Origin of the sequence: Kocuria sp. UCD-OTCP (genome assembly GCF_000349605.1) — a bacterium.
Lineage (GTDB): Bacteria > Actinomycetota > Actinomycetes > Actinomycetales > Micrococcaceae > Kocuria > Kocuria rosea.
On the sequence record NZ_AOSQ01000018.1, the window covers coordinates 69,357 to 85,842 of the forward strand.

A 16,486-nucleotide genomic window follows, 5' to 3' on the forward strand; every position below is an offset into this window, starting at 1 on the left:
CGCGCTGAACGTCGGAACGCGACCCGCCGCGTGTGCTGAGTGTCGGAACGCGACCCGCCGCGTGTGCTGGGCGCGGAGGCGACCCCGCGGCGGCGTTCCGGTGGGCTCGGGGATCAGCGGGAGGCGCGCGAGGCCTCGACCGACGCCACGAACTCCCGGGCCAGCTCCACCAGCTCCTGGGTGCGCTCGATCTGCGGCATGTGCCCGGTGTCCGGGAAGACGTGCAGCCGGGCGCCGGGCAGGGCGGCGGCCGCGGCCTCGGCGTGGTGGGCCGGCAGCACGGCGTCGGCCTCGCCCCACACCACGAGCACGGGCAGGCCCGAGGCCCGCACCTTCTCCAGCAGGGCCCTCCGCCAGCCGGGCAGGACGCCGATCACCGGCAGCCCGATGCTCCGGTAGGTGCCCAGGAACGTGGCCCGGAAGTCCGGCTGGGCGCCCACCCGCGCCGCGTGCCGCAGCAGCTCCGGGGTGGCCAGGGCCGGGTCGAAGAAGCAGTTCTGGTTCGACCGCACCGCGGCGGCCCGCGCCAGCGGCCGGAACCGGCGGCCCACCACGGGCAGCCGGGACAGCCCCGCCCACACCATGGGCAGGGGGGAGACGTTGGCCTCCCGGCCGAACCCGGCGCTGTTGGCGAGCAGCAGCCCCGCGACCCGCCCGGGGTGCTCGGCGGCCACGGTCATGGCCACGGCGCCGCCCAGGGAGTTGCCCATGAGGTGCACCGGCCGCTGCTCGCCGAGCGCGTCGAGCACGCCGACCACGGCGCGGGCGAACGTCCCGAGCCCCGGCCGGTCCGCGCCGGCGGGGGTGAGCCCGAAGCCGGGGAGGTCCGTGCTCAGCACGCAGTGGTCCCGCGCCAGCAGGTCGTGGGCGGCCGACCAGTCCTCGAGGCTCCGGCCGATGCCGTGCAGCAGCACGACCGGCGGCGCCTGCGCGGGCCCGGAGCGGCGGATGCGCACGGGCCGGCCGGCGACCTCCACCGTCGTCGTCGTGGCCTCCGGGGTGCCGGCGGGGGAGTCCGCGGCGGGGACGGGGGCGTGCCGGTCGGTCATGCGTGGGCCTCCTGCGGGCGGGCGCCGCGGCGGGCCGCGGTGCGGGGGATCAGGTCGAGGGTGCGGGAGAGCGGAGTGCGCAGGGTGGTCGCGGAGTCCAGCAGGTAGTTCTGCCGCACCCGCCACGGGTGCCGGTCGCCCTGGCGCGGGAAGGCGCCGATCGCGCGCCGGACGTAGCCGGAGCTGAGGTCCAGCAGCGGCTGCTCGGCCATGCCCCGGGGGGCGCGCGGCACCACGGCCCCGGCGTCGTGGCGCTCCAGGTGCCGCAGCACCCTGCACACCAGCCGGTGGGTGAGGTCCGCGCGCAGGGTCCAGGACGCGTTGGTGTAGCCGATGCACAGCGCGAAGTTCGGCACGCCGGTCAGCATCGCCCCGTTCCACACGAACTGCTCGGAGAGCTCCACCGGCGTCCCGTCCACGGTCAGGACGATCCCGCCGAAGGGGAGCAGCCGCAGGCCCGTGGCGGTGACCACGAGGTCGGCCTCGATGACCCGGCCCCCGCTCAGCCGCACCCCCTCGGGCACGAACGTGTCGATCGTGCCAGTGACCACGTCGGCCCGCCCCCGCTTCAGCGCCTTGAACAGGTCCGCGTCCGGAACGGCGCACAACCGCTGGTCCCAGGGGTCGTAGGACGGCGTGAAGTGCTCGGCCACGAGCTCCTCGGAGCCGAGGATGCGCGCGGCCCGGGACGTGAAGAACGCCCGGGCCGCGGCCGGGCGGCGGCGGCAGAACTGGTACACGGCCATGCTGAACAGGATGTTCTTGGCGCGGATGACCCGGTGGGCGAGCCCCGCGGGCAGGAGCCGGCGCAGCGCGTCGGCCCGCCTGTCCCGGCCGGGCACGGCGCTGATCCACGTGGGGGAGCGCTGCAGCATGGTCACGCCCGCGGCGGTCCGCGCCATGGCCGGCACGAGGGTCACGGCGGTGGCGCCGCTGCCGACCACCAGCACGCGCCGGCCCGTCCAGTCCAGGTCCTCGGGCCAGAACTGCGGGTGCACCACCCGGCCGCCGAAGTCCTCCAGGCCGGGCAGCGCGGCGTCGTGGCCGCGGTCGTAGTCGTAGTAGCCGGCGCACGAGTACAGGAACGAGCACGTCATGCTGCGCCGGTGGACGGCACCGTCCTCGTCCCGCACCTCGAGGCCCAGGCTCCAGCGCTGCTCGGCGCCGGACCAGTCGGCCGAGACCACCCGGGTGCGGAGGCGGAGGTGCCGGTCGATGCCGAACTGCTCCGCCGTCTCGTGGATGTACGCGAGGATCGACGGGCCGTCCGCGAGCGACTGCGGGTCCCGCCACGGCTTGAAGGAGTAGCCGAGCGTGAACATGTCCGAGTCGGAGCGCACGCCCGGGTAGCGGAACAGGTCCCAGGTCCCGCCGAGGTCGTCCCGGGCCTCCAGCACGGCGTAGGACAGCTCGGGGCGCTCGGTCTGCAGGCGGTAGGCCGCGCCGATGCCGGACAGGCCGGCTCCGACGACGACGACGTCCCGGTGGTCGGTGCCGCCGGGGATCTCGCGGGGCGGCTCGCTGGCGGTGGAAGGTGCTCGCATGCTTCCAGGATCGCCCGGCGCGCCCGCCAGGACTTGACGCTACGCGACGATTGCTTGACCCTGGGCGACATGACGGTCATCCGGTCCGCAGGTCTGCGCGGCTTCCGCGCCGCGGTCGCGGAGCTCGGCGGGAACGCCGAGGCCCTGGCCGACGCCGCCGGCCTGCCCCGGTCGGCCCTGGACACCGACGACCTCCTGGTCCCCGAGCGGGCCGTCGCGCGGGTGCTGGAGACCGCCGCCCGGGAGCTGGACTGCCCCGACCTGGGGCTGCGGGTCGCCGCCCGGCAGGACCCGGGCGTGCTCGGCCCCCTCGCGCTCGCCGCCCGCCACTCGGAGACGGTGCGCGACGCCCTCGAGTGCACCTCCCGCTACCTCTTCGTCCACGCCCCGTCCCTCGAGCTGGCGCTGGTGCCGGACCCCTACCGGGCCCGCGGGGTGACGGCGGTGCGCTACGGCGGCTCCGCCGCGACCGCCCGGGACCCCGGGCGCGGCAGCCCGCAGGGCACCGACCTGGGCCTGGGCCTGCTGCACCGGGCCCTGAGCTCCCTGGTGGGGGGCCGCTACGGGCTGCGCACGGTCGAGCTGGCCCACCGGCCGGCGGCGCCGCTGCGGGTCTACGAGGAGTTCTTCGGGGCACCCGTGCGCACCGGCCGCCCCGACGTCCTCCTGCGGATCCCCACCAGCACGCTCGCCCGCCCGCTGCACGGGGACGCCGGGGTCCGGCAGGTGGCGCTCGCCTTCCTGGACACCCAGCTCCCCGGGCCCGGCTCCGCGTGGGCGCCCCGGGTCCGGGGCGTGCTGGTGCAGCTGCTCGGCACCGCGTCCCCGGAGATCGAGGCCGTGGCCCGGGTGCTGGACCTGCACCCCCGCACCCTGCAGCGCCGGCTCGCCGAGGAGGGCACCACCTTCGGCGCCGTCCTGGACGGGACCCGGCGCAGCGCGGCCCTGCGCTGGCTCACCACCACCGACGTCCCCCTCGGCCAGATCGCCGGGCTCGTGGGGCTCTCGGAGTCCTCGGCGCTCACCCGGTGCGCCCGCCGCTGGTGGGGTGCCCCGCCGCGGGACGTCCGCCGCCGGGGCGTCCCGGTCTGCTGACGGTGTCGCCGCGCGTCAACTTCCTGTCGCGGTGGGTCAAGCGGTGACCGGTGCCCGCCCGCACACTGGACAGCAGGCCCCGATCCACGACCCCGACCCCAGGAGCAGCCCGTGTCCCCGTCCGCACCCTTCCGCTTCGCCGGCGCCACCGCGGTGCTCACCGGCGCCGCCTCCGGCATCGGCGAGCAGCTGGCCCACGGCCTCGCCGCCCGCGGCACCCACCTGGTGCTCCTCGACCGGGACGCCGCGGGACTCGAGACCGTCGCCGGGGCGATCCGCGCGGGGCACCCGGACCTGCCGGTGCGCACGGTCGTGGCCGACCTCGCCGAGCTGTCCGCGCTGCCGGGCGTGGCCGAGCGGATCCGGGCCGAGCACCCGCGGATCGACCTGCTGGTCAACAACGCGGGGGTGGGCCTGGGCGGGACCTTCGAGCAGGTCTCCGCCGAGGAGTTCGACTGGCTCATGGACATCAACTTCCGGGCGCCGGTGGTGCTCACCCGCGAGCTGCTGCCCGCCCTGCTCGCCGCCCCCGGCAGCCACCTGGTCAACCTCTCCAGCCTGTTCGGCCTCATCGCCCCGCCCGGGCAGGTGGCGTACTCCGCGAGCAAGTACGCCCTGCGCGGGTTCTCCGAGGGCCTGCGCCACGAGCTGGCGGGCCGGGTGGGGGTCACCGTGGTGCACCCGGGCGGGGTCCGGACCAGGATCGCCGAGACCGCCCGCACCCCGGCCGGGGTGTCGGAGGAGCGGGCGCGGAAGGACCGGGAGGACTTCGCGGCGCTGCTCAGCTATCCGGCGGAGCGTGCGGCCGCCGACATCCTGGGGGCGGTGGAGCGGCGCCGGAACCGGCTGCTCGTGGCGCCCAGCGCCGTGCTGCCGGACCTCGTGGCGCGAGTCCTCCCGGGCTCCTACTGGCCGGTCCTGCGGCACGCGCCCCGGGTCCTGAAGCATGCGCCCCGGGTCCTGCGGCGTCTTCCCGGGCGGCGGCGCCGGGCCTAGGCTGAGCGCATGACCAGCACCCTGTCCGCCGTCGTCGTCGACTGCCGCGATCCCGAGACCCTCGCCCGCTTCTGGTGCGCCGCCCTGGGCTACGTCGTCCACGCGGAGGCCGAGGGGTTCGTGGGCATCGTGCCCGCGGAGGGCAGCGGCCCGCACCTCGACTTCGTGGTCGTCCCCGAGCCCCGGACCGTCAAGAACCGGCTGCACCTCGACCTGCGCGCCGTGGACACCGACCGGGACTCCGAGGTCGCCCGCCTGGAGTCCATCGGCGCCCGCCGCGTGGACGTGGGCCAGGGGCCCGAGGTGACCTGGGTGGTGCTGGCCGACCCGGAGGGCAACGAGTTCTGCGTGCTCTCCGACCTCGAGGAGGACTGAGCCGGCGGGCTCAGGCGAGCACGCCGTCCACGTAGTACCACCGGCCGTCCTCGCGCCGGAACCGGGAGTTCTCCCGCTGGGCCCCCCGGGCCCCGTGCGGGCCGCGCCGGTGCGCGGTGAAGTCCACCCACCCCTCGTCGTCGAAGGGGCCGCCGCCCGTCACCCCGTGGACGTCGAGCCGGGTCCAGCGCAGCGCGGGGTCCAGGTCCACGGACGCCGGGCGCGTGCCCGGGTGCCACGTGGCCAGCAGATAGGCATCGTCCCCGGCGGCGAAGGCGCTGAACCGCGAGCGCATCAGCAGCTCGGCCGTGGGCGCCGGGCGGCTGCCGTGGAAGCGCCCGCAGCAGGCGCCGTAGGTGTCCCCGGTGCCGCAGGGGCAGCGGGCGTCGTCGTCGATCACGCCATCCAGCCCTCGACCACGCCCTTGCCGAAGAACACCACGAAGGCCGCCGCCACCACGTACATGAGCGGGTGGACCTCCTTGCCGCGGCCCTGCACGAGGCGGATGAAGACGTAGGAGACGAAGCCCGCGCCGATGCCGTCCGCGATCGAGTAGGTGAACGGCATGACGGCGAACGTCAGGAAGGACGGCACGGACAGGCCCCAGTCGTCCCACTCGATGCGCACGACCTGCTTGGCCATGAGGAAGCCCACCACGACCATGGCCGGGGCCACGGCCTCGAACGGCACTACGTTGACCAGCGGGGTGATGAACATGGCGAGCAGGAACAGCACGCCGGTGACCACGTTGGCCAGGCCGGTGCGGGCGCCGTCGGCGATGCCGGTGGAGGACTCCACGAAGATCTGGTTGGAGGACACGGAGCCCGCGCCGCCGGCGATCGCGCCGGCGGCGTCCACCAGCAGGATCTTGTCCACGTTCTGGATCTGCCCGTTGCGGCCCACGAGCCCGGCCTGCTGGGAGAGCCCGACCATCGTGCCCATCGCGTCGAAGAAGATGGAGAGCAGGATCGTGAAGATCAGCAGCGCCGCGGCGAGCGCCCCGAGGCTCCGGAACGCCTCGAGCGGGGCGGCCGAGCCCACGAGGGAGAGGTCCGGCAGCGCCACGAAGGAGGTGGGGGCGGCGGGCACGACGAGCGACCACCCGGTGGGGGCGTCCACGGAGGAGCCGGACGGGACGACCGCCTCGAGCACGTGGGCGAGGATCGTGGTGGCGACCACGGCGATCAGGATCGCGCCGCGGACGTTGCGGACGATGAGGGCCACGGTCAGGAGCAGGCCGACCACGAACGTGAGCATGGGCCAGCCCAGCAGCGTCCCGCCGTCGCCGAGCTGCACGGGCACGGTGGTGCCGGCGGCGTCCGGGATGCGGCGCACGAAGCCGGCGTTCACGAAGCCGATCAGGGCGATGAACAGGCCGATCCCCACCACGATGGCGGTCTTCAGGGACGCCGGCACGGCGTTGAACACGGCGGTGCGGAAGCCGGTGAGCACCAGGACGAACATGATCAGGCCCGCCCACACGACCAGCCCCATCACCTGGGGCCACGTGAGCTGCGGGGTGGTCACGATCGTCACGGCGAGGAACGCGTTGACGCCCAGGCCCGTGGCGATCGCGAAGGGCGCGCGGGCCACGACGCCCATGAGGATGGTCAGCACCCCGGCGACGAGCGCCGTCACGGCCGCGACCCGCTCACCGCCCAGGATGTTGCCGGCGCCGTCCGGGCCGTAGCCGAGGATCAGCGGGTTGAGGACCACGATGTAGCTCATCGCGATGAACGTCGCCACGCCGCCGCGGACCTCGCTCGCCACCGAGGAGCCGCGCTCGCTGATCTTGAAGAAGCGGTCCAGGCCGTTGCGCGGCGGACCGGAGGGGGTCTCGGTGGAGACGGAAGCGGAGGATGCCATGGCGGTCCTTCAGGCACTCGACGGGAGGGAGCACGACTCCACAGGGGACGCTCCCGGGCTGACGGCGGCACCGGCGTGCCACCGGGACGACACTACCTCCCCGCGTCCGGGCGCGCCGGGGCCCGTCCCCGCCGGGACGGGACGCCGCCGGGACGACGCCGGGTCGCGGGCCCGGTGTCCTTGCACACGCCGGGCCCCGTGTCCACCCCTGTGTCCCGTCACGACGGTTCGTGGCGGTTTGTGACGACCGGCGTGACTGTCCGGCGGGACGCGCGAACAATCGAGCGCATGACACAGACGACGCGCGCGCCCCGCGCTGCCCGGAAGCCGAAGGCCGAGGGGCAGTGGAAGGTCGACGGCCGGGACCCCCTGAACCCCAACGAGGTCTTCAAGCAGGCCGACGACGGGCTCAACGTGCGCACCCGGATCGAGGAGGTCTACTCGAAGCACGGCTTCGCCTCGATCGACCCCCAGGACCTGCACGGGCGCTTCCGCTGGTGGGGCCTCTACACCCAGCGCCGGCCGGGCATCGACGGCGGGCGGACGGGCTCGCTGTCCGACGCCGAGATCGAGGACGAGTACTTCATGATGCGCGTCCGGCTCGACGGCGGGGCCCTGACCCGCGAGCAGCTGCGGGTGCTCGGGCAGATCTCCGCGGACTTCGCGCGGGACTCGGCCGACATCACGGACCGGCAGAACATCCAGTACCACTGGATCCGGGTGGAGGACGTCCCCGAGATCTGGCGCCGGCTCGAGGACGCGGGACTGGACACCGTCGAGGCCTGCGGGGACGTGCCGCGCGTGATCCTGGGCTCCCCGCTCGCCGGGATCGCCGAGGACGAGATCATCGACCCCACCCCGGTGATCGAGCGGATCAAGTCCACCTGGATCGGCTCCCCGGAGTTCTCCAACCTGCCGCGCAAGTACAAGACCGCGATCACCGGCCACCCGTCCCTGGACGTGGTGCACGAGATCAACGACTGCGCCCTCGTGGGCGTGGTCCACCCCGAGCTCGGCCCCGGCTACGACCTGTGGGTCGGCGGCGCCCTGTCCGTGGTGCCGTTCCTCGGCAAGCGCCTCGGCGCGTTCGTGACCGAGGAGCAGGCCCCCGAGGTGTGGAAGGGCGTCACGAGCATCTTCCGCGACTACGGCTACCGGCGGCTGCGCAACCGCGCCCGGCTGAAGTTCCTGGTCCAGGACTGGGGCCCGGAGAAGTTCCGGCAGGTGCTCCAGGACGAGTACCTCGGCTACGCGCTCGCGGACGGCCCCGCGCCGGAGAAGGCGGCCGTCCCCGGCGACCACATCGGCGTGCACCGGCAGAAGGACGGCCGGTTCTACATCGGCGTGGCCCCGCGCGTGGGCCGCGTCTCCGGGGCGAAGCTGCTGGCCCTCGCCGACGTGATGGCGAAGTACGGCTCCGACCGGCTGCGCACCACCCCGCACCAGAAGCTCGTGCTGCTCGACATCGAGGAGGCCGACGTCGAGAACGCCGTCGCCGACCTCGACGCCCTGGACCTGCAGGCGCGGCCCTCCGCGTTCCGCCGCTCGACCGTGGCGTGCACCGGCATCGAGTACTGCAAGCTCGCGATCGTCGAGACCAAGCAGACCGCCTCGGACACCATCGACGAGCTCGAACGGCGGCTCGACGGCGTGGAGCTGCCCCACCCCATCTCGATGCACGTCAACGGCTGCCCCAACTCGTGCGCCCGCATCCAGACCGCGGACATCGGGCTCAAGGGCCAGCTTCTGCCCACCGAGGACGGCGGGCAGAAGCCCGGCTACCAGGTCCACCTGGGCGGCGGGCTCGCCGCGGACGACCGTGCGGAGGCCGGCCTGGGCCGGACCGTGCGCGGGCTGAAGGTGTTCCAGGACGACCTCGCCGACTACGTGGAGCGGCTGGTCCGGCGCTTCCTGGCCCAGCGCACCGAGGACGAGAGCTTTGCCGAGTGGACCCACCGGGTCGAGGAGAGTGAACTGGCATGACCGGCACGGACACGGGCACCCGCCCCGCGCTGCGGGACGAGCAGCAGCTGCGCGACCTCGCGGCGGCCGGCGCCGCGGCCCTGCACGCGGAGCTCGACGCCGAGGGCCGGGTCCCGGCCGAGGGGGAGGCCTCCACGGAGGAGGCCATCCGCTGGGTCGCGGAGAACTTCGACCTGCGCAGCGTCACCGTGGCCTGCTCGATGGCCGACGCCGTGCTCCCGGCCCTCGTCGCCGAGCAGCTGCCCGGCGTGGACGTGCTGTTCCTCGAGACCGGCTACCACTTCCCGGAGACCATCGGCACCCGGGACGCCGTGGCGCACATGCTCGACATCACCGTGGTCGACGCCCTCCCGGAGCTGACCGTGGCCGAGCAGGACGAGAAGCACGGCAAGGACCTCTTCGCCCGCGACCCCGGCCTGTGCTGCGCGATCCGCAAGGTGGCCCCGCTCAAGAAGTCCCTGGAGGGCTACGAGGTGTGGTTCACCGGCGTGCGCCGGGACGAGTCCTGGACCCGCACCAACGCCCCGATGGTGACCTTCGACGAGACCCACAAGCTCGTCAAGGTCAACCCCATGGTGCGCTGGAGCCTCGACGACCTCGTCGAGTGGTCGCAGGACCACGGCGTGCCGACGAACCCGCTGATGGCGGAGGGCTACCTCTCCATCGGCTGCGCCCCCTGCACGCGGCCCACCGCCCCGGGCGAGGACCCGCGCGCGGGCCGCTGGGCCGGCCAGGACAAGATCGAGTGCGGTATCCACCTGTGAGCGCACCCACCACGACGGAGGCGAACGTGACCACCCCCACCACCGCCCCGGCCCCCGCGGAGGCCGGCGTGCACAGCAGCCTCGACGCGCTCGAGGCCGAGTCCATCCACATCCTGCGCGAGGTCGTGGCGGAGTTCGACCGCCCGGCCATGCTGTTCTCCGGCGGCAAGGACTCGGTGGTCATGCTGCACCTGGCCGCCAAGGCCTTCTGGCCCGGCCGGATCCCCTTCCCCGTGCTGCACGTGGACACGGGCCACAACTTCCCGGAGGTGCTGGAGTTCCGGGACCGCACCGTGGAGCGGCTCGGCCTGCGGCTGGTCGTGGCGAGCGTGCAGGACTACCTCGACGACGGCCGGCTGCTCGAGCGCGCCGACGGCACCCGCAACCCGCTGCAGACCCTCCCACTGCTGGACGCCATCGCGGAGCACCGGTTCGACGCCGTGTTCGGCGGCGGCCGCCGCGACGAGGACAAGGCCCGCGCGAAGGAGCGGATCCTGTCCCTGCGCGACGAGTTCGGCCAGTGGGACCCGCGCAACCAGCGCCCCGAGCTGTGGAACCTCTACAACGGCCGGCACACCCCCGGCCAGCACGTGCGGGCGTTCCCGATCAGCAACTGGACCGAGCTGGACATCTGGCGCTACATCGAGCGCGAGAACATCGAGCTGCCGCCCATCTACTACGCCCACGAGCGGGACGTCTTCCGCCGGGACGGGATGTGGATGGCCGTGGGCGAGTTCTCGGCGCCGGCCGGGGCCGAGGCCGTGGAGCGGCAGACCGTGCGCTACCGCACCGTGGGGGACATGTCCTGCACCGGCGCCGTGCTCTCCGGGGCGCGCACCGTGGCCGACGTGGTGGCCGAGGTCGCCGTGTCCACGCTCACCGAGCGCGGGGCCACCCGCGCGGACGACAGGATCTCCGAGGCCGCCATGGAGGACCGCAAGAAGGACGGGTACTTCTAGACATGACTTCCCCCAGCACCGTGACCGGGCACGCCCCCGCGGCCGAGCACGTCCCCACGATCGATCCCGGCTCGCTGTTCCGCTTCGCGACCGCCGGCTCCGTCGACGACGGCAAGTCCACCCTGGTGGGCCGGCTGCTGCACGACGCCAAGGCGATCCTCGCCGACCAGCTCGAGGCCGTGGGCCGGACCTCCGCCGAGCGCGGCTTCGGCGGCGGCACGGGCCGGCTCGACCTCGCCCTGCTCACCGACGGCCTGCGCGCCGAGCGGGAGCAGGGGATCACGATCGACGTGGCCTACCGCTACTTCGCCACGGACCGCCGCTCCTTCATCCTCGCGGACTGCCCCGGCCACGTGCAGTACACGAAGAACACCGTCACGGGCGCCTCGACGGCCGACGCCGTCGTGCTCCTCGTGGACGCCCGGCACGGCGTGGTCGAGCAGACCCGGCGGCACCTGGCCGTCGTGTCCCTGCTGCGCGTGCCGCACGTGGTGGTCGCCGTGAACAAGATCGACCTCGTCGACTACGACCAGGAGGTCTTCGACCGGGTCGCGGCGGACGCCACGGGCATCGCCGCCCGGCTGGGTGTCGAGGACGTGCACGTGGTGCCCGTCTCCGCCCTCGAGGGCGACAACGTGGTGGAGCCCTCCGCACGGACCCCCTGGTACTCCGGGCGGCCGCTGCTGCGGGTGCTCGAGGAGCTGCCCACGGTGGACGAGTCCGGCCGAGGCACCGCCCGCCCCTTCCGCTTCCCCGTCCAGTACGTCATCCGCCCCCAGGGCGGCACGGCCCCGGGCGCGGACGCCGAGCGGCTGCGGGACTACCGCGGCTACGCGGGCCAGATCGCCTCGGGCACCGTGGCGGTCGGGGACGAGGTCGTGGTCCTGCCCGCGGGCCGGCGCACCACGGTCACCGGCATCGACGTGGCGGGCACCGCACCCGCCCCCGGAGCGCCCCTGCCCGGCGAGCAGCTCACGGAGGCCGCGGCGCCGCTGTCCGTGACGCTGCGGCTGGCCGACGACATCGACATCGCCCGCGGCGACCTCGTCGCGAGCGCCGACGACGAGCTGCCGGAGCCCGTCCGGGACCTCGTGGCCTCCGTGGCCTGGCTCGGCGAGCGGCCCCTGCAGCCCCGCGCCCGCGTGCTCGTCAAGCACGGCGCCGCCACGGTCCAGGCCATGGTCGTCGAGCTCGAGGGGCGGCTGGACCTCGAGGAGCTGGTGCTGCGGGACGCCACCACTCTCGAGCTCAACGACATCGGGCGGGTCCGGCTGCGGCTGGCCTCCCCGCTGCCCGTCGACCCCTACGACCGGCTGCGGCGCACCGGCGCCTTCCTGGTCGTGGACCCGGCCACGGGCAACACGCTCGCCGCCGGGCTCGTGCGGGACGCCTGAGGTGGGCGGGCAGCAGCCGCCCGCCCTCGTCACGGTGACCGCCGGTGACGGAGGGCGCGCCGCCTCGGGCCGCCGCCGCCGGGGATGGCCGCTGGTGCTGACCGCGCTGGCGCTACTGGCCGCCCTGACGGTCGCCGCCACCGCGCTGCGCGACAACGGGACGCTCGCGGCCTGGGAGGCGGACGCGGTCGAGACCTCGGACGCCGCCGAGCTGCGGCTGGGCTACTTCGGCAACCTCACGCACGGCCCCGCCCTCGTCGGACTGGAGAACGACTACTTCGCCCAGGAGCTGGGGGACACCGCGCTGTCCGCGCAGGTCTTCAACAGCGGCCCCACAGCGGTGGAGGCCATGAACGCCGGGTCGATCGACGCCGCGTTCGTGGGCCCCAACCCGGCGATCAACTCCTTCGTCCGCTCCCAGGGCCGCTCGCTGGCCGTGGTCGCGGGCGCCGCCTCCGGCGGCGCGCAGTTCGTGGTGCGCCCCGCCGTCACGGGCCCGGAGGACCTGGCCGGGCGCACCGTGGCGAGCCCCGAGTTCGGCGGCACCCAGGACGTGGCCCTGCGCACCTGGCTCGCCGAGCAGGAGTACGACGCCGACGGCGAGGGGGACCGCGCCGTGGCGATCACGCCCATGGCCAACGGCCAGACCATCTCGATGCTCCGGCAGGGCCGCGTGGACGGCGCCTGGCTGCCCCAGCCCTGGGCCACCCGTGCCGTCCAGGACGGCGCCCGGGTCCTCGTGGACGAGCGGGACCTCTGGGCGGACGGGCGCTATCCCACGACCGTCCTGGTGGTGCGCAAGGACTACCTCGAACGCCACCCGGAGACCGTCGAGGAGCTCGTGCGCGGTCTGCAGCGGTCCGTGGACTGGCTGCACGAGCACGAGGCGGAGCCCGAGCTGCTGGCCTCCACCCTGAACGAGGGCCTGGAGAGCGCGCAGACCGAGACGCTGCCCGAGGCGACGGTCGCGGGTGCGCTCGAGGCCGTCGAGTGGACCACCGACCCCCTCGCGGACACCTACCCGCAGCTGCTCGCCGACGGCGTGGCGGCGGGGACCACGGAGGAGGCCCCGCTCGAGGGGCTCGTGGACACCACGGTCCTGGACCGGGTCCGCGCCGGCTCGGAGGGGGGCGCATGAGCACCACCACCGCGATCCGGCTCCGCGGCCTCGGCAAGAGCTTCGCCCCCGAGGACGGCCCCGTCCTGCAGGACGTGGACCTCGACGTGGAGCGCGGGCAGTTCGTCGCGCTGCTCGGCGCCTCCGGCTGCGGGAAGTCCACCCTGCTGAACATCGTCGCGGGTCTCGAGGAGCCGACGGAGGGCTCCGTGACGGTCCCCGCGGAGGGCGCGGCCCTGATGTTCCAGGACGCCGCGCTGTTCCCCTGGCTCACGGCGCGGCGCAACGTCGAGCTGGCCCTCGAGCTGCGCGGGGTCCCCACCGCCCGGCGGCGGGACCAGGCCGGGGAGCTGCTCGAGCTGGTCCGGCTGCCGCACGCGGCGGACAAGCGCCCGCACGAGCTCTCCGGGGGGATGCGCCAGCGGGTGGCCCTGGCCCGGGCCCTGGCCCAGGACCGGGAGGTCCTGCTCATGGACGAGCCGTTCTCCGCGCTCGACGCCATCACCCGGGACCTGCTGCACGAGGAGCTGCTGCGCGTCTGGCGCACCACCGGCCGGACGATCGTGTTCATCACGCACAACGTCGCCGAGGCCGTGCGGCTGGGCCAGCGGGTGCTGCTGATGTCCTCCCGCCCCGGTCAGGTGGTCCAGGAGTGGGACACCCGCCCGTGGAAGGACCCCGAGTCCTACGGCTTCGAGGGCAGCGCGCAGTCGCTCGACGACACCCTCGGCGAGCTGACCCGCACCATCACCGCACGTCTGCGCGAGGAGATCAGCCGCCATGCGAAATGACACCGCCCTGCCCGGCGTCCCGGCCGCGCCGCCGGTGGCGCCCGCGCCCCCGGCACCCCGCCGCGGCGCGGAACGGGCCGTCCCCGGACCCGCCCCGGACCGGGCCGGCGACCCGGCCGGGACCGGTGAGGAGCTCGCCGGGCTCGACGCGCTGCAGACCGAGCGCACCCGGAAGACCTCGGTGGGCGAAGTGCTGCGCACCAAGGTCGCCCCGCCCCTGGTCGCCCTGGTGGCCGGCCTGCTGCTGTGGCAGCTGCTCGTCGCGCTCCTGGGCACCCGCCCCGACGTCGTGCCCGGCCCGCTGGACGTCGCGCGGCAGTTCGGCGCGCTGGTCGGCGACGGCACCGTGCTGGGCGCCCTGGGAACGAGCCTGTGGCGGGGGATCAGCGGCTTCCTGGTGGCGGCGGCGGTCGCCACGCCGCTGGGGCTGCTCATCGCCCAGTGGCGTGGGCTGCGCAACGCCGTGGGCCCGATCATCTCCGGGCTGCAGGTGCTGCCCTCGATCGCCTGGGTGCCCGCCGCGATCATCTGGTTCGGCCTGTCCGACGCCACGGTGTACTTCGTGGTGCTCATGGGCGCCATCCCCTCCATCATCAACGGCATGCTCGCGGGCGTGGACCAGATCCCGCCGCAGCTGCGCCGCGCCGGGCACGTGCTCGGCGCCCGGGGGTGGACCATGGCCAGCAAGGTCGTGCTCCCCGCCGCCCTGCCCGGGTACCTCGCCGGGCTCAAGCAGGGGTGGGCCTTCTCCTGGCGCTCGCTCATGGGCGCCGAGCTCATCGCGATCGGCGGCTCCATCGGGTTCGGCCTCGGCTCCCTGCTGGAGCAGGGGCGGACGGTCTCCAACATGGCGGTGGTGATGGTCGCCGTGCTGTCGATCCTCGTCGTGGGCATCCTCGTGGAGCTGCTCTTTTTCAACCCCGTGGAACGGCGCCTGCTGCGCGGGCGAGGGCTGCTCGGCCACCGCTCGTGAGTCTCCGCACCCAGGAGATTCTGCGCCGGATTCACTACCCTTGTACCCGGTCTACGATGCGCGCGGCGGACGCCGTGCGCGCAATCGAAAGGAAGCCACGTGGCTGACACCACCACCCGCCCCCTGCGCGTCGCCATCATCGGCGCCGGTCCGGCCGGCATCTACGCCGCGGACATGCTCACCAAGTCCGAGCCCGTGAAGAACGGGGAGCTCGAGGTCAGCATCGACCTGTTCGACCGCTACCCGACCCCGTTCGGCCTCATCCGCTACGGCGTGGCCCCCGACCACCCCCGGATCAAGGGCATCATCACCGCGCTGCGCGCCATCCTGGGGCGCGGCGACATCCGCTTCTTCGGCAACGTGGAGTTCGGCCGGGACCTGACCCTCGCCGACTTCGGCGCCCACTACGACGCCGTGATCTTCGCCACCGGAGCCGTCTACGACGCCCCGCTGAACATCCCCGGCAACGACCTCCGGGGCGTGCACGGGGCCGCCGAGTTCGTGGCCTGGTACGACGGCCACCCGGACTTCCCGCGCACCTGGCCGCTCGAGGCCCGCGAGATCGCGGTCATCGGCAACGGCAACGTGGCCCTCGACGTCGCCCGCGTGCTGTCCAAGCACGCCGACGACATGCTCCTCACCGAGATCCCCGGCAACGTCTACCAGGGGCTCAAGGCGTCCCCGGTCACGGACGTGCACATCTTCGGCCGCCGCGGCCCCGCCCAGGTGAAGTTCACCCCCCTCGAGCTGCGCGAGCTCGCCAAGTCGCGGGACGTCGACATCGTCGTCTACGACGAGGACTTCCAGTACGACGAGGGCTCCGAGCTGGCGATCGCCGAGAACAACCAGGTCAAGGTCATGGTCAAGACCCTCGAGAAGTGGCGGGCCGACGACTCCCCGAAGACCGCTTCCCGGCGGCTGCACCTGCACTTCCTGCAGAGTCCCCGCGAGGTGCTGGGGGAGGACGGCCGGGTCACGGGGCTGCGCATGGAGCGGACGCGCCTCAACGGCGACGGCTCCGTGTCCGGGACCGGCGAGTACGTCGACTACCCGGTGCAGGCCGTCTACCACGCGGTGGGCTACCTCGGCTCCCGCCTGCCCGAGCTGCCGTTCGACGACGGCCGCGGCGTGATCCCCAACGCCGAGGGCCGCGTGCTGGCCGAGGACGGGACCGTGCTGCACGGCCTCTACGCGACCGGGTGGATCAAGCGCGGTCCGGTCGGGCTGATCGGCGCCACCAAGTCCGACGCCCTCGAGACGGTCACCCACCTCCTGGAGGACCGCGCCGTGCTGCCGGGCGCCACCCGCCCGGACCCCGCGTCCGTCAACGACGTGCTCGAGGCCCGCGGCGTCGAGTACACCACCTGGGAGGGGTGGCTGGCCCTCGACGAGTACGAGCAGGGCCTCGGCCAGTCCTCGCACGACGCCGAGGGCAACCCGCGCGAGCGCGTCAAGGTGGTCGAGCGCGAGGAGATGGTCAGCGTCTCCCGCGAGGGCGTGGCGGAGCCGGTCTCCTCGCCCGTCTGAGCCGCAGCACCGCACGCACCGCCGTGCCGGGCCGCGAGGGGCCGCGTCCTGCC

General features: G+C 74.2%; 15 protein-coding genes. 11 read left to right on the forward strand and 4 right to left on the reverse strand.

Annotated features, from left to right (window positions below; all coding sequences use genetic code 11):
• Nucleotides 1-113: 113 nt before the first annotated feature.
• The gene (locus tag H488_RS25630; protein WP_017833006.1) at nucleotides 114-1,049 is read right to left on the reverse strand and encodes an alpha/beta fold hydrolase; all 936 of its coding nucleotides are present in this window, start codon (nucleotides 1,047-1,049) and stop codon (nucleotides 114-116) included.
• Nucleotides 1,046-2,593 carry a flavin-containing monooxygenase gene (locus H488_RS25635; protein WP_017833007.1) on the reverse strand — a complete coding sequence of 516 codons (1,548 nt, stop codon included), beginning with the start codon at nucleotides 2,591-2,593 and terminating at the stop codon, nucleotides 1,046-1,048. Before H488_RS25635 ends, H488_RS25630 begins: the two co-directional genes overlap by 4 nt.
• 69 nt (nucleotides 2,594-2,662) lie before the next feature.
• On the opposite strand from H488_RS25635, the gene H488_RS25640 reads away from it, so the two are divergent.
• From H488_RS25640 to H488_RS25650, 3 genes are all read left to right on the forward strand, one after another.
• On the forward strand, nucleotides 2,663-3,688 hold the full coding sequence (locus tag H488_RS25640) for an AraC family transcriptional regulator (protein WP_031282787.1): 1,026 nt from the start codon (nucleotides 2,663-2,665) through the stop codon (nucleotides 3,686-3,688).
• A 111-nt stretch (nucleotides 3,689-3,799) separates the two neighbouring features.
• On the forward strand, nucleotides 3,800-4,684 hold the full coding sequence (locus H488_RS25645) for an SDR family NAD(P)-dependent oxidoreductase (protein WP_017833009.1): 885 nt from the start codon (nucleotides 3,800-3,802) through the stop codon (nucleotides 4,682-4,684).
• 9 nt (nucleotides 4,685-4,693) lie between these two features.
• Complete coding sequence (locus tag H488_RS25650; RefSeq protein ID WP_017833010.1) at nucleotides 4,694-5,059, forward strand: VOC family protein; 366 nt, start codon at nucleotides 4,694-4,696, stop codon at nucleotides 5,057-5,059.
• Nucleotides 5,060-5,069: 10 nt separating this feature from the next.
• On the opposite strand, the gene H488_RS25655 is transcribed toward H488_RS25650, so the two are convergent.
• Both H488_RS25655 and H488_RS25660 read right to left on the reverse strand, forming a co-directional pair.
• Nucleotides 5,070-5,459, reverse strand: coding sequence for a YchJ family protein (locus H488_RS25655; protein WP_017833011.1), 390 nt, complete (start codon nucleotides 5,457-5,459; stop codon nucleotides 5,070-5,072).
• A complete protein-coding gene (locus H488_RS25660) occupies nucleotides 5,456-6,925 on the reverse strand; it encodes an NCS2 family permease (RefSeq protein WP_017833012.1) in 1,470 nt (489 codons plus the stop codon). The genes H488_RS25655 and H488_RS25660 overlap by 4 nt, the downstream gene beginning before the upstream one ends.
• A 288-nt stretch (nucleotides 6,926-7,213) precedes the next feature.
• On the opposite strand from H488_RS25660, the gene H488_RS25665 reads away from it, so the two are divergent.
• From H488_RS25665 to H488_RS25700, 8 genes are all read left to right on the forward strand, one after another.
• Nucleotides 7,214-8,908, forward strand: coding sequence for a nitrite/sulfite reductase (locus H488_RS25665; protein WP_017833013.1), 1,695 nt, complete (start codon nucleotides 7,214-7,216; stop codon nucleotides 8,906-8,908).
• Nucleotides 8,905-9,672, forward strand: a complete 768-nt coding sequence (locus H488_RS25670; protein ID WP_017833014.1) for a phosphoadenylyl-sulfate reductase — start codon at nucleotides 8,905-8,907, stop codon at nucleotides 9,670-9,672. The genes H488_RS25665 and H488_RS25670 overlap by 4 nt, the downstream gene beginning before the upstream one ends.
• Before the next feature lie 26 nt (nucleotides 9,673-9,698).
• A complete protein-coding gene (cysD, locus tag H488_RS25675) occupies nucleotides 9,699-10,631 on the forward strand; it encodes a sulfate adenylyltransferase subunit CysD (protein WP_031282790.1) in 933 nt (310 codons plus the stop codon).
• A gap of 2 nt (nucleotides 10,632-10,633) precedes the next feature.
• Nucleotides 10,634-12,025, forward strand: coding sequence for a sulfate adenylyltransferase subunit 1 (locus H488_RS25680; protein ID WP_017833016.1), 1,392 nt, complete (start codon nucleotides 10,634-10,636; stop codon nucleotides 12,023-12,025).
• Nucleotide 12,026: 1 nt separating this feature from the next.
• Nucleotides 12,027-13,163 carry an ABC transporter substrate-binding protein gene (locus H488_RS25685; protein WP_017833017.1) on the forward strand — a complete coding sequence of 379 codons (1,137 nt, stop codon included), beginning with the start codon at nucleotides 12,027-12,029 and terminating at the stop codon, nucleotides 13,161-13,163.
• A complete protein-coding gene (locus tag H488_RS25690) occupies nucleotides 13,160-13,933 on the forward strand; it encodes an ABC transporter ATP-binding protein (RefSeq protein ID WP_017833018.1) in 774 nt (257 codons plus the stop codon). The genes H488_RS25685 and H488_RS25690 overlap by 4 nt, the downstream gene beginning before the upstream one ends.
• The gene (locus tag H488_RS25695; protein WP_017833019.1) at nucleotides 13,923-14,906 is read left to right on the forward strand and encodes an ABC transporter permease; all 984 of its coding nucleotides are present in this window, start codon (nucleotides 13,923-13,925) and stop codon (nucleotides 14,904-14,906) included. Before H488_RS25690 ends, H488_RS25695 begins: the two co-directional genes overlap by 11 nt.
• A 99-nt stretch (nucleotides 14,907-15,005) precedes the next feature.
• Nucleotides 15,006-16,433: an FAD-dependent oxidoreductase gene (locus H488_RS25700; RefSeq protein WP_017833020.1), complete on the forward strand. Its 1,428-nt coding sequence runs from the start codon at nucleotides 15,006-15,008 to the stop codon at nucleotides 16,431-16,433.
• Nucleotides 16,434-16,486: the final 53 nt, after the last annotated feature.

What these genes read in the sequence shown, in the direction of transcription:
- H488_RS25660 (WP_017833012.1), bottom strand. Translation starts at nt 6,925, where the DNA reads ATGGCATCCTCCGCTTCCGTCTCCACCGAGACCCCCTCCGGTCCGCCG.
- H488_RS25680 (WP_017833016.1), top strand. Translation starts at nt 10,634, where the DNA reads ATGACTTCCCCCAGCACCGTGACCGGGCACGCCCCCGCGGCCGAGCAC.
- H488_RS25670 (WP_017833014.1), top strand. Translation starts at nt 8,905, where the DNA reads ATGACCGGCACGGACACGGGCACCCGCCCCGCGCTGCGGGACGAGCAG.
- H488_RS25650 (WP_017833010.1), top strand. Translation starts at nt 4,694, where the DNA reads ATGACCAGCACCCTGTCCGCCGTCGTCGTCGACTGCCGCGATCCCGAG.
- H488_RS25690 (WP_017833018.1), top strand. Translation starts at nt 13,160, where the DNA reads ATGAGCACCACCACCGCGATCCGGCTCCGCGGCCTCGGCAAGAGCTTC.
- H488_RS25640 (WP_031282787.1), top strand. Translation starts at nt 2,663, where the DNA reads ATGACGGTCATCCGGTCCGCAGGTCTGCGCGGCTTCCGCGCCGCGGTC.
- H488_RS25695 (WP_017833019.1), top strand. Translation starts at nt 13,923, where the DNA reads ATGCGAAATGACACCGCCCTGCCCGGCGTCCCGGCCGCGCCGCCGGTG.
- H488_RS25635 (WP_017833007.1), bottom strand. Translation starts at nt 2,593, where the DNA reads ATGCGAGCACCTTCCACCGCCAGCGAGCCGCCCCGCGAGATCCCCGGC.
- H488_RS25630 (WP_017833006.1), bottom strand. Translation starts at nt 1,049, where the DNA reads ATGACCGACCGGCACGCCCCCGTCCCCGCCGCGGACTCCCCCGCCGGC.
- H488_RS25665 (WP_017833013.1), top strand. Translation starts at nt 7,214, where the DNA reads ATGACACAGACGACGCGCGCGCCCCGCGCTGCCCGGAAGCCGAAGGCC.